Origin of the sequence: Lysinibacillus sp. Ag94, assembly GCF_023242215.1 — a bacterium.
Taxonomy (GTDB): domain Bacteria; phylum Bacillota; class Bacilli; order Bacillales_A; family Planococcaceae; genus Lysinibacillus.
On sequence record NZ_CP096780.1, the window covers coordinates 2223061 to 2235857 of the forward strand.

14 protein-coding genes and 1 pseudogene are annotated in these 12797 nt (G+C 33.6%); 11 read left to right on the forward strand and 4 right to left on the reverse strand.

Going from position 1 to position 12797, the window contains the following annotated elements; translation table 11 throughout:
• Positions 1 to 111 precede the first annotated feature (111 nt).
• Positions 112 to 312: a hypothetical protein gene (locus MY533_RS10260; RefSeq protein WP_248719043.1), complete on the reverse strand. Its 201-nt coding sequence runs from the start codon at positions 310 to 312 to the stop codon at positions 112 to 114.
• Positions 313 to 776: 464 nt separating this feature from the next.
• On the opposite strand from MY533_RS10260, the gene MY533_RS10265 reads away from it, so the two are divergent.
• Positions 777 to 998, forward strand: a complete 222-nt coding sequence (locus MY533_RS10265; protein ID WP_248719044.1) for a hypothetical protein — start codon at positions 777 to 779, stop codon at positions 996 to 998.
• Positions 999 to 1368: 370 nt separating this feature from the next.
• On the opposite strand, the gene MY533_RS10270 is transcribed toward MY533_RS10265, so the two are convergent.
• Positions 1369 to 1515 (reverse strand): YjcZ family sporulation protein, encoded by a 147-nt coding sequence (locus MY533_RS10270; RefSeq protein WP_142508002.1) that lies wholly within the window; start codon positions 1513 to 1515, stop codon positions 1369 to 1371.
• 489 nt (positions 1516 to 2004) lie between these two features.
• Here MY533_RS10270 and MY533_RS10275 point away from each other — a divergent pair, with 489 nt between their 5' ends.
• The 6 genes and pseudogenes from MY533_RS10275 to MY533_RS10300 all read left to right on the forward strand — a co-directional run bounded on the left by MY533_RS10275 (position 2005) and on the right by MY533_RS10300 (position 5906).
• Complete coding sequence (locus MY533_RS10275) at positions 2005 to 2862, forward strand: RhaT/GlcU family sugar-proton symporter (protein ID WP_248719045.1); 858 nt, start codon at positions 2005 to 2007, stop codon at positions 2860 to 2862.
• Between the two features lie 15 nt (positions 2863 to 2877).
• Positions 2878 to 3663, forward strand: coding sequence for a glucose 1-dehydrogenase (gdh, locus tag MY533_RS10280; RefSeq protein ID WP_132357967.1), 786 nt, complete (start codon positions 2878 to 2880; stop codon positions 3661 to 3663).
• Positions 3664 to 3750: 87 nt separating this feature from the next.
• Positions 3751 to 3915: pseudogene (locus MY533_RS10285) on the forward strand (3-oxoacyl-[acyl-carrier-protein] synthase III C-terminal domain-containing protein); the annotation flags it as partial.
• Positions 3916 to 4082: 167 nt separating this feature from the next.
• Positions 4083 to 4694 (forward strand): class I SAM-dependent methyltransferase, encoded by a 612-nt coding sequence (locus MY533_RS10290; RefSeq protein ID WP_248719046.1) that lies wholly within the window; start codon positions 4083 to 4085, stop codon positions 4692 to 4694.
• Between the two features lie 218 nt (positions 4695 to 4912).
• A complete protein-coding gene (locus tag MY533_RS10295; protein ID WP_248719047.1) occupies positions 4913 to 5389 on the forward strand; it encodes a GNAT family N-acetyltransferase in 477 nt (158 codons plus the stop codon).
• Positions 5390 to 5423: 34 nt separating this feature from the next.
• Positions 5424 to 5906, forward strand: a complete 483-nt coding sequence (locus MY533_RS10300; RefSeq protein ID WP_248719048.1) for a hypothetical protein — start codon at positions 5424 to 5426, stop codon at positions 5904 to 5906.
• Positions 5907 to 6151: 245 nt separating this feature from the next.
• Here MY533_RS10300 and MY533_RS22120 read toward each other — a convergent pair whose 3' ends face one another.
• The gene (locus MY533_RS22120; RefSeq protein WP_256469521.1) at positions 6152 to 6286 is read right to left on the reverse strand and encodes a hypothetical protein; all 135 of its coding nucleotides are present in this window, start codon (positions 6284 to 6286) and stop codon (positions 6152 to 6154) included.
• A 756-nt stretch (positions 6287 to 7042) separates the two neighbouring features.
• Between MY533_RS22120 and MY533_RS10305 the strand changes: the two genes are divergently transcribed.
• Entirely contained in the window at positions 7043 to 7603 is a 561-nt protein-coding gene (locus MY533_RS10305) for a GNAT family N-acetyltransferase (protein WP_248719191.1), read from the forward strand.
• Positions 7604 to 7958: 355 nt separating this feature from the next.
• Here the strand turns inward: MY533_RS10305 and MY533_RS10310 are convergent, their stop codons facing one another.
• Entirely contained in the window at positions 7959 to 8063 is a 105-nt protein-coding gene (locus MY533_RS10310; protein ID WP_142508007.1) for a YjcZ family sporulation protein, read from the reverse strand.
• A gap of 167 nt (positions 8064 to 8230) precedes the next feature.
• Here MY533_RS10310 and MY533_RS10315 point away from each other — a divergent pair, with 167 nt between their 5' ends.
• From MY533_RS10315 to MY533_RS10325, 3 genes are all read left to right on the forward strand, one after another.
• Positions 8231 to 8641: an NUDIX domain-containing protein gene (locus MY533_RS10315; protein ID WP_248719049.1), complete on the forward strand. Its 411-nt coding sequence runs from the start codon at positions 8231 to 8233 to the stop codon at positions 8639 to 8641.
• Between the two features lie 304 nt (positions 8642 to 8945).
• On the forward strand, positions 8946 to 12044 hold the full coding sequence (locus MY533_RS10320) for a hybrid sensor histidine kinase/response regulator (protein ID WP_248719050.1): 3099 nt from the start codon (positions 8946 to 8948) through the stop codon (positions 12042 to 12044).
• A gap of 158 nt (positions 12045 to 12202) precedes the next feature.
• The gene (locus tag MY533_RS10325) at positions 12203 to 12679 is read left to right on the forward strand and encodes an NUDIX hydrolase (protein ID WP_248719051.1); all 477 of its coding nucleotides are present in this window, start codon (positions 12203 to 12205) and stop codon (positions 12677 to 12679) included.
• Positions 12680 to 12797: the final 118 nt, after the last annotated feature.

The window sequence follows — 12797 nt, forward strand, 5'->3', positions numbered from 1 at the left end:
TTTAATTGCACTACCATTAACTTAATCATCCACTTTTTTAATTTGGCGTATAGTCTTTTTAAGCTGTTTGCCTCTTTTACGAGAACACATACAATCAAGTATTTTGCGTGCTCAGTACCGTAAATTGTCAACTATTTTTTTGAAAATAATTGTATTTTCTATACGAATTGAATCAACTTCACCACAATCTAAGCAAAATGTATAAATCTTGTTTGCGCCTCTAAATGAACCTTTACTTGGCTTAATAGGCATATAGTCTGTAGCTTCTGTAAATTGAATACTCCCGCATTTTTTACATTTTTTATCTCCCATATATAATCGCTCCTTATTAATGGATAATATTAATTTTTTACTGCTATGTACATTGAAATTATAACATAGTTTAGGGGGTAATTTAGAGATTGTGGTAAATATATCTATAAATGGATTTAAGTTGTTGCCGAAATGATTTAGAGGGTTGGAACTAAAACATTAATTTATGCTAGTGGAGTTCACTGTGAAAATGGGTATGAATTGCTCGCGGTTTCGGATTGTTATTATTGTTTGTCCCTAACGATTAAAGGATCTATTCATGTGTTGACTAAAGTGAGCTTTTTTTCTTTTATTAACTTTACATGACCGATTTATATGTAATGAAAGTTGAATGATTAGTTGGAATGGTCATTGTCTTTTGTTTGAGGTGTGAAGGGGAGGCAATTTGACTAGCATAGGCATTTGCGTAGACTGTTAATGCTTTTATAGCATAACCTATATCGAAATCGAAAGGAGGAAAAATTATGCGATACGATTACGGACATGATGGTTATGGAGGACAACATGGTGGGAGACATCCATATTATCCGGTTACTTCTCCAGCCCATTTTTATCCAACTCACCATTATCCAACCCACCATTACTACCCAATGCATTACTACCCAACACATACAACATACCCAACACATCATCGACATCCGCACCACCACCACCATCACCAGCATACGAACCCACGCTATTACTAATTTAAAAAAACAAACGGCACTCTCTTTATAAAGCATTGGTATTATTTTAGCTAAGAACAAAATAATGTGCACTACCTTAAAAAGGGACATCGGAGGAAATAGATTCTTATCTTGAAGTTAGGATTTAATTTTGATTCCTTATAAATAAGTATCAATGCAAAGTGTTGGTATTATTTATGAATAGTATGAAGCTAGTGCCATAAGATGTAAAGAATGATTTGTTGGTAATAGCTAGATAAGTTTTCATTTGAATGTTTTCATTAGTAAAAAGGTCACTCTGTGGAAGTGACCTTGAATGAACTGGTATAGGGAAAAATTTCCATTCGGTATATTGTTTTTAAATAGTTCCAAAGAATTTTTCTTATAAAGGTTAATATATGAAAGTAGCGCCGACAATAATTAACAGAATGAACAGAACAACAATTAGAACAAATGTTGAACCGTTATTGCCACCTCCATAGCTATAACCTCCGTAGCAACAATTGTTAAAATTGCCATAGTTTCCGAAGCATCCCATGATGCATTCCTCCTTTCTACTCCTATAATATGTATCGTTTTAGAAAGTGGGAAAGGTATTTATCCTACAAAAATGACTTTAGAATTGGATATTTTGGGAAAATATTTAATAAACTTGAGAAATAAAAAAGGGCCACCGTATGGAAGCGACCCTTAGTAACAATTCAAGGCGGTGTAGCTAAAAAATTAGCTTACTATATTATTATGATGAGATAACTACTTTTGCAGAGTGGAATGCCTTAGTATAAGAAATAAAAAAAGAATGTAAATAATCCATCTGCAATTATGATTTAACTATTGAACCAAGATAGCTTAAGTGCTGTCTTGGTTATTTTGCGTTACGAAAGTGAAAGTTTTGCCTAACAAACTTAAAAAGTGATTCTAAACTAAAAGTATAAAAAATTTCCTTTAGTGCATCATAAAAAAGTATATCGAGTGACACGCAATCAGAATTTAATAAAGTATTTAAAGAGGTGAAAAGTTTAAAGTAATGGACATTATCTTAGCACTATTACCAGCTCTCTTTTGGGGGAGTATTGTATTATTTAACGTCAAGCTTGGTGGCGGACCTTATAGTCAAGTACTTGGAACAACATTTGGTGCACTTATTTTCTCTATAGGTATTTACTTTTTTGTAAAGCCTGAGTTATCTCCTATAGTGTTTGGTGTCGGGATTGTATCGGGTCTCTTTTGGGCATTAGGGCAAGTAAACCAATTGAAAAGTATTGATTTAATAGGTGTTTCCAAAACAATGCCTATATCAACAGGGTTACAATTAGTATCAACAACTTTATTTGGTGTCATTGTGTTCCATGAATGGTCGACAACAATGTCGGTTATATTAGGAATTCTTGCCCTTATCAGTATACTAATTGGTATCGTTCTTACATCTCTTCCAAATCCAGAAGAGAAAAAAGAAGAACATGGAAGCAATTTGAAAAAAGGAATTTTAATTTTACTTGTTTCCACTTTTGGATATTTAGTATATGTGGTAGTAGTACGCTTATTCAATGTAAGTGGATGGTCTGCATTATTGCCGCAAGCAATCGGGATGGTAATAGGTGGAGTTTTATTAACATTTAAGCATAAACCATTTAACAAATATGCGTTTCGTAATATTATTCCGGGTTTAATATGGGCTGCCGGAAATATGTTTTTATTTATATCTCAGCCACGTGTAGGGGTCGCAACAAGTTTTTCTCTTTCCCAAATGGGGATCGTTATTGCTACTCTAGGCGGAATTTTTATATTAGGTGAGAAAAAAACAAAGCGGCAACTTATCGCCATTTTCATCGGTATCGCTTTTATAGTCGCTGCTGGAATTATGTTAGGGATTGCAAAAAGATAAAAGGGAGGGCCTTGTATGTATCCAGATTTAGAAGGAAAAGTTGTTGTCATTACAGGTGCTGCAACGGGACTAGGTAAAGCAATGGGCATTCGCTTTGCTGCAGAAAAAGCGAAAGTAGTTATTAATTATCGATCAAATGAAGCGGATATAAATGCTGTAGTGGAAGAGGTTAAAAAAGCCGGTGGCGAGGCCATTGCTGTACAAGGTGATGTTACAGTGGAAGCGGATGTCATCAATCTCGTTCAAACAGCTATAAAAGAGTTTGGGACTATCGATGTAATGATTAATAATGCGGGTATAGAAAATCCAGTAGCTTCTCATGAAATGCCGTTAAGTGATTGGAATAAAGTCATCAATACAAATTTAACAGGTGCCTTTTTAGGAAGTCGAGAAGCGATTAAATACTTCGTAGAGAATGATATTAAAGGTACTGTTATCAATATGTCCAGTGTTCATGAGAAAATTCCTTGGCCTTTATTTGTGCATTATGCCGCTAGTAAAGGAGGCATAAAATTAATGACTGAAACTTTAGCGTTAGAATATGCTCCAAAAGGAATTCGTGTCAATAACATTGGACCTGGAGCGATCAATACGCCTATAAATGCAGAAAAATTTGCAGATCCAGCAAAACGTGCAGATGTGGAAAGTATGATTCCGATGGGGTATATCGGAAAGCCAGAAGAAATTGCCGCTGTCGCAGTATGGCTTGCTTCATCTCAAGCTAGTTATGTAACCGGCATTACTCTTTTTGCGGATGGTGGAATGACTTTATATCCGGAATTCCAAGCTGGTCGTGGATAAGAAAATCGTACTAAAAAAGGTTTCAAGGGACTCTGTTTCTTGATGCCTTTTTTATTTGTCAAGAAGCGACTTTGTTGAGGTTTGAAATTAAAGTATATGGGAAATACTTCGGCTGTTTCTATCCCATTAGCTTTACAGTTAGGTATAAACGAAGGAAAATTACATAATGGGGAGACTTTATTACTCTATGGGTTTGGTGGTGGCCTAACACATGCTGGACTTATCACTAAGTGGTGTCCAGAAAATGTTTAATCCTTGTTAATATAATGCACAAATTTTTAAGACCGGTATTCATTTTATGAAAATGAATAATCGGTTTTTTTAACAAAGGTTAAATAGGATATTTTTTACAAAAGGAAAAGGATAGGATGTATTATAGGGTTAAGAGGGGATAATTTATGTGGTGGGAGTGAAGACGTTTGAATAATTCTTGGAATAAATTTATATATAAGATTGGTTCTCCAATTTACGATAAGTTCTTTAATTCGGGAGGATTTTTAAATGCTCGAAAACAAATATTTCAATCCATACCATTCAATAATCAACAAAAGATCCTGTTTGTTGGTGTAGGAACAGGAGCAGATTTAGAGCTGATAAATCACGCTAACCTAAATATAACAGCTATTGATTATTCACCTGATATGCTCGGAAAAGCAAAAAAGAAGTTCAAAAATTCTACCATAACATTTTTAGAAATGGATGCTCAAAATATTGAATTTGAAAATGAATCGTTTGACTATGTCATAGCTAGTTTAATCCTTTCGGTAGTACCTGATGCAACTAAATGTTTTCAAGAGATGACAAGGGTATTAAAGCAAGAAGGGGAAATAATAGTTTTCGATAAATTTGTCCCTAAAAACAAAAAACTGTCCATACCCAAAATGTTGCTAAGACCCATTATTAGCATATTAGGAACTGATATTGGCCGAAGCTTTGAAGAAATATCACCTGAAAATATAGTAGTAAAAGAAGATACATCTTTAATGCTAAATGGAATGTATAGGAAAATAATAATTGGAAAGATAAATTAAGTGTACGAAACAGCCTTATATTATGTAACAAGTTAACATGTGCAAACATAAATGCTTGTTCTTTATTGGTAGTATTAAATGAAAATAGGGGTCTTAAATATATTTTCCTCTAAAAAATCTTTCTATCTAACACAATTCCAGTTCCATTAATTGGTGCTTTATATAAATGACCAAAATACCATGATTTCTTAATAATAAATTAAAATGAGGGGGCTTAAATGATGACAATCAAGGTTTTTATTGCAACAGATGAAGATTATTTACCGGTGAATGAGCTAGTAAAAGAAGGGCATGAAGAGCATGTGATGGAGGAACCAACGATTTTTAAAAGTGTGGAGTCAGTAATGCCTGAAACGTATTATAAAGAACTAATTGGCAACGAAGTGAGTGATATTCTAATTGCGAAGGAAGATGAAATTGTAGTAGGTTTCGCAGTCATAAGTGTTGAAACTTCTCCACCTTTCGAGTCGCTTGTTCCCCGGAAATATGCGTACATACACGATTTTGGTGTAAAAGCTGAACTACAGCGAAAAGGAATTGGAAAAATATTATTTACTGCTTGTATAACTTGGGCTAAAGAAAGAGAGGTTAATTCAATTGAGTTAAACGTTTGGGAATTCAATACGAAAGCTATTGAGTTTTATAAACATTTTGAAATGAATAGCGTAAGTAGAAAAATGAAATTAAACATCTGATGAAAAAATACCTTGTATAAGCTGGTGACTAAAATTGTTCGAAATTAAATATGAGATTTTTGAAGATGATGTAGACGAGTTAAGGGAATTAGATATTTTAACTTTCGACAAAGAATACAATCAAATTTATGGTCTTTTTACCCTAAACGTAGGTGGACACAATTTTATTCCATACCCACCGGCTAATATCCCTTTATCAGCCAAAAGAATTTATTCTGAACTTATTCTTACTCACTTTAAACGATTAAATGATGTTGTTACATTACTAGATCATCACAATTATATCGCTTTAAAATATATAGAAAATAATTCGTCTTGGTTGGAGCTTAAAATAAAAAATGATCTAATAAAAGTAACAAAACGGGATTGTGAAATAGGATCTTCACTGAATAGCCTAATATGTCTAGAGGATAAATTTTTAAGGGACGCTATGTATGGTTCCTTTCACGATATTCCGATTATAAAAGAACAGTTTACGAATGAAATTAACAATAAAACTAAAATGTTTATTGAATAAATTAACAGTATTAATCCAAATATATTAAAATCAATATTTTTTAAAAGTTTATTAGAAAGACAAGGATAGTTGTACATCCGTGTTTTTGAAAACATGAAAAAAGGACTTCCGTGTACACGTAAGCCCTAGAATGGAACCAAACGTAGTTTCTATAGTTCGTTTGCCCATTCTTTGATTTGATTTTATGAAGATTTTGTAAAAATCCAACACACTTTATTTTTTGAGTATTTGTGATATAGGCAAGACTACGCACTAGTCCATACTAAAGTTCTTAATAAATAAAATAAGCCAAGACCGGCAATAATCAATAGCACGAATAAAACAATAGCAAAGGCAAAGTTTGCACCGGGTGAATTGACTCCATAAGATGGATAACTCAAAACAATCCCCTCCTTATAAAATTTATAGCAGGATTATTTAAAGAAAGTAATATATTTTATAAAATACTGTATCAATATGGAACAGCCTTTATAATCCATTTACTTTTTTAATGTTACTATACAGCTAAGGGCACTGGAAGAAGGGATTAATGACGACTTTCTACTGTTATTTCAAAATGTGGTTCACATATACCAGCATCCATTTCTACAGTTTGTCTTTTCGATCATTTTGAAAGTAATACCTATACACTGGAATATGGAATTAGCCACTTCGTCTAGGCCCATAAAAGTAAGCGCCACAATTAAGGGCTGATAAGGCGCATTTGTATTATTGGTGAAATAGAGAATACGGTGCTATCAAAGGACAATGCTGTGCGATTACTATTACAGCAACAAACAAATGATACTTCCTTTTTTCTTTATACTATGTTGTACAGAGGAATGAACGCAGGGCCAATCACCTTATGTATGGTGGGATTAATCCTGAAGTAATGATAAATAAGTTAATTCAGCGCTACGAGTTGAGCATAACATTTTAAGAAGTTGATTAGATGGAGAGACCATTTCACTATCAATCAATTAAGAGTTACTTTGTATTTTCATTTCCATTAGCGTTAGAATCGCTACGGCCAAGTTTTTATTTTTGCGAAATTTATCGAATAAACATAGTAATTTTAATTATTAAAAAATAGTTTTGCAACTCTCGTTTTATTAGATAGAATTAAATAATACCTTATTTGAAAGTGAGAGAAGATGATGTTTCCTGTTTTAAATACAAAACGATTAGTGTTAAGAGAACTTACTGAACATGACGCCCAAGATGTTTTAAATTGCTTTTCTAATGCCGATGTATTACGCCATTATGGGCAAAATCCATTAACAAGTTTAGAGCAGGTTAAACAAATCATTAACAATTTTTCACAGAATTATGATGAAAAACGTGGTATAAAATGGGGAATTGCATTAAAAGACCAAGAAGGAATTATTGGTACTATTGGTTTTCAAGAATGGTCTACTGAGCATAAAAGAGCTGATATCAGCTATGCACTTTTTCCTGAAAGCTGGGGAAAAGGGTATGCAAAGGAAGCTGTAAATAGAGTACTATCATTCGGCTTTCAAGAAATGGATTTAATGCGTATTGGAGCTATTGTATTTACTGAAAATGAAGCTTCCAATAAACTATTAACCAAATTAGGCTTTGAAAAAGAAGGGATATTAAAAAATTATATGCACCAAAATGGTGTTCCGTATGATACTAATATCTTTTCACTAATAAAGGTTAAAAATCATAAAATGGCCAGGACCAAGATAGATTAATGACAGTCTTGGTTTTTGTCATTAAAACGATGAAATAAACGAGATTCTCGCGAAAATTTAACTCCCTTAATATTCCTAAAGTTGATATAATAGGAATGTTTAATTATTTAAATATAGGAGGAATAGGTTTTTTAAAAATGAATAAATGGTGTAGATTCAGCAGGTGACTACTTAAAAGCGATGGGTGGTAATAATATCTATTAATTATGTTATTGCTTTTGTCGTTAGATGTTATATTTAGAAAGAAAAAGAGTCACCGGAGGACAGTGACCCTGAGTATTTTTAGAAGGTTAGGGATAAATTATTATTTCTCTAGGAAAAGTATGAGCAATTGAGATTTTGGTAGTGTCGTTTTTTAGTAACTAATGAAAGTTGCGCCAACGATAATTAAAAGAATAAATAATACTACAATTAGGGCAAAAGCGGACCCTGTGCCGTAACCATTACCTGAATAGCCCATAATAACTTACCTCCTTTCTACAATTTATAATACGTAAAGCAGTAAAAAGGAGAGAAGGTAATCATCTACCTTAAAGAAATAAATTTGCAATTAAGATAAAAAGACCTTTGTTACAAAAGTGACAAACTTTCGATAGAGGTTAGTTTTGATAGGGGAGGAAAAGATTAATGGAAAATGGAAAATTACCAAAGGTTGGCGTGGGAGCAGTTATCCAAAATGACGAAAATAAAATTTTACTTGTTTTACGAAAAAAAGCACCTGAAGCTGGCTGTTGGAGTTTACCTGGTGGCAAGGTTGATTATATGGAAACAATAGAAAACGCGATTATACGAGAAATTAAGGAAGAGCTTGGAGTGGACATCGAAATAACAGGATTAGTATGTGTGACCAATCACATTATTCAAACTGAAGATATTCATTATGTAGCACCTACTTTCGCTGCTCGTATTTCGAATGGAGAAGTACGAAATAGAGAACCGCATGCTTTAGAAAAAGTATATTGGTTCGCAATAGACGAAATACCTGAAAACATTACAATAACAACAGATTATGCTCTTAAACAGTTAAAGCTATCGTAATTTTAGAACGGGATTTATTTGATTTGGATGGCACTCCGCATGATAGTGAGAGCTGCTACATTTTAGCATGCTGTGCTTGCCTAAAATCATTTAACTAGCCTAAACACCGGATATCAAAAAGCCTTCTTTCTGTTGTATAAAAGGTCAAAACTAATACCTTGTAAAATTTAGATTTTAGTTTAAGAAATAGATTTAAAAGTAATGGTAACTCGGATACGATAATATATCGTAGGAGGTGTGGTTTTGCCTAAGGAGCTTGTGTTATAACAGAAAAACATAAACTACCTTTTGACAATTATTCCTAATGAAAAAGAGAAAAATTGTTCTCATCATTTGCTTGTTTATCATTTTTCTAACAGGCTCACGAATTTTATGGCTGAACTTATTTAATAATACAGATCAACCACATGCTGTTAAAGGGCAAATGGATTTAAGAAATTGGAATTTTAATGATGGTCATGCTCTTACACTTGATGGGGAATGGGAATTTTATCCTTATTATTGGTTAATTAGTGAAGAAAAGCATATCGAATCTACGAAGAATCATGCAAAATACATACAGGTTCCTAAAGGTTGGAGCTCTTCTTTACAAGAGGGAGAGGGGAGCCCTTATGGTTACGGTACTTATCGCTTAAAATTACTCGTCAATCCAGATGACAATATTACTTATAGTATTCGAGTTCCGAGTGTGCGAAGTTCTTCAGTTTTATATGTAAATGGTCGGCCGTTAGCAAAATCGGGTGAAATAGGGGAGGTTGCAGAAAAGACGATTGCCAGAAATGTTCCATATACTGCTTCCTTTGAAGCAAACGGTCACAAAGAAATCGAAATTATTGTTCAAGCTTCAAACTATAAGGACCCTCGTGACGGTGGAATTGTTCGCTCCATTAAATTAGGGAAAGAAGATATATTAGCTCGGGAAACTCAACTGTCGATCAATATGCAACAACTAGTAGCAGTAGTTTTTTTACTACATGCTATCTATTCCATTATTTTATTTTTTGTAGGAATTATGGAAGAAAGAAGATTGCTTTACTTTTCTCTGTTATCGATTAATAGTATGGTTTATTTCTTATTAGGAAGCGATGATAAATTATTATCTTATTGGTTACCGATTAGTTATGATTGGGCCTTTAAATTAGTTCATCTTTCTATGATTGGCATTGGTTTTTCACTGCTTCAATGTATAAAACATTGGTTACCTCGGCATGTGAGAAAATATATTCGCTTCTTTAGTATTTTCTGTGCTATCGCATCATTATTGACCATCGTACTATCTACTCGCTATGTAGTATTCAATCAAGGCATTTTTATTATGATTTTAGGAATCCCGATCGTTATAACGATACTAACAGTAATGCGAGAATCAATTAAAGAGATTAAAAGTAATATTTTTTTACTTTTTGCCATTTTAGCATTTGGTAATAATCTTATATGGGATGGCTTACTTCTTATTTTTGGCATTAAAATAATTATGTATCCATTTGATATTGTTATTACAGTGGCTTGTTTGGCTATTTTATGGTTTAAAGGATATGCTAAAGTCCATTCCGAAACGAAGGAACTTGCTATGAAGCTCCAAAAGACAGATAAATTAAAGGATGAATTCCTTGCCAATACGTCTCATGAATTACGCAATCCACTTCATGGGATCCTTAACATGTCAAAAGCTGTTTTGGAAAGAGAAGATCATGTGCTCAGTGACAAAAGTGTTAAGGATTTAGAAACAGTGCTATCTGTCGGAAGGCGTATGTCATTAATGTTAAATGATTTACTAGATGTAATGAGTTTAAAAGAAAATAATCCCAAACTAAACCTTAAAACATTTTCGATTCAGCCAATTGTATCGGGTGTATTAGATATGCTCTATGTTATGAGGGAAGGTAAGCAGATTCAGTTTATTCATCAAATCCCTGAAAATTTTCCGAAAATAGTTGCTGATGAAAATAGAGTTATTCAAATTGTTTTCAATCTTCTTCATAATGCGGTGAAATACACGAACGAAGGTGAAGTGACAATAGTAGGCCATGTGAAAAACGGTATGGCTGAAATTGTGATTTCGGATACTGGTATTGGTATTGATGAGGACACCATTCAGCAAATATTTAAACCATATGAGCAGGGTACCCTTAGCAAGGCAATGATTGAAGGCGGATTTGGGCTAGGACTTAGTATTAGTAAACGATTAGTTGAACTACATGGGGGATCATTACAGGTACATTCAGTTGTAGGGGAAGGGTCTGAATTTACTTTCACATTACCAATATCAGACTTACCTGAAGAGGAAAATGCTACAGAACATGAGGCTCTATTATCAAATGCGAAGGAAGAGTCAGTAGTAGCTACTTCTCCAATTCTATTCGATAATCGAACTGAAAACCATTCAATCATTGAAGCAAATCGACCTAGCGTTTTGGTCGTCGATGATGATCCAGTGAACTTAAGAGTTATCGAAACAATACTTTCAATAGAAAAATACGACCTAGTAACGGTTACAAGTGGTAGTAAAGCTCTTGAAATATTAATGTCTCAAGAGTGGGATTTGGTCATTTCAGACGTGATGATGCCAAATATGTCAGGGTACGAATTAGTACGTGCGATTCGTCAGCAATTTTCAATAACAGAACTTCCGGTGTTACTCCTTACAGCAAGAAGTCAGTCTCAAGACATTGAAAATGGATTTTTATCTGGTGCTAATGATTACGTCATGAAGCCTGTGGACGCTTTAGAGCTAAGATCAAGAGTAAAAGCACTAACAGATGTTAAACAATCGGCACAAGAAAGGCTTCGAATGGAGGCAGCTTGGCTTCAGGCACAAATACAGCCGCATTTTCTTTTCAATACACTAAATGCCATTATTACATTAAGTGATATTGATATTGAACGTACAAGTAAGCTACTTGAAGCACTGTGTGATTTCTTAAGGGAATCATTTAAGTTCCAGAATATTGATGAGCTTGTTCCAATTGAGGATGAGTTAAGCCTTGTTCGATCCTATTTATATATTCATAAAGAACGTTTTGGGGACCGTATCAATGCAACGTGGGATTTGGAAGTTTCTACAGACGTCATGATCCCATCACTGACCATCCAACCATTAATTGAAAATGCTTTGAAACATGGTATTTTGCCTCGTGAAAATGGCGGGAATATTCATATTCGCATTGTAGATTACGACAGGTACATTGAGATCACTGTGTCAGATAATGGTATTGGAATGGATAAGGCTACATTGGAACAATTACTAGACAGAAAAGCGGAGACTTCAACTGGCATTGGATTGCTTAATACAGATCTTCGTTTAAAACAACATTATGGTAAGGGACTTCAAATTAAAAGTAAACCAAACCAAGGGACAGTGATTTCGTTTGTTGTTCTTAAAAAGAAAGAAAAATTAAAGTAAATGTAAAGTGTTTGTTGTAGTTTTCTCATAAGATTGATCATTTAAAATAAAGTAAAATTTGTTTGGAATCCTGTTTTTACAGGATTTTTTTCTTTAACTATCGTAGCAATTTAGTTTAATGATAAAACAAATAGCGAATCAGAGACAGAGGAGCATTAATGATGGGTATTATTACATTCGGTGAGAAAAAAGAAGGCATAGACTACATATGGAGACCTGCTGTTTATTGTCTAATGTTCAATAGTCAGAAAGAAAAAATAGCGATTATTCAAACAAGTGATGACGAATTTTTCCTCCCTGGTGGTGGAATGGAAAAAAACGAGTCTCACGAGGAATGTTTAAAAAGAGAAGCCCTTGAAGAGATGGGAATGGATATTAATATAGGTCATTTTATAGGGTGTGCCCAAAGATATTTTTATTCTACAAATGACAATAAATATTACCTTAGCGAAGGTTATTTTTATTTATGCGATAAGGGTAGACAAATAGGTAAACCATTTGAAGTTGATCACTTCCTAAAATGGATAGAACCAATGCAAGCAATTGATTGCTTATTCCACGAACACCAAAGCTGGGCAGTGAATGAAGCATTAAAATTAACAACAGCCATAAAACATGAGCATAAGAACCCATAACGCATATGATTAATCAAATTCCACATGATAAGACTGCATTAGTAGACACAAAAACATGACGTGTTTTTAAACGAAGAGATTTCAGTGAGGGAAAAACACATAAAGAACAGATAACCTA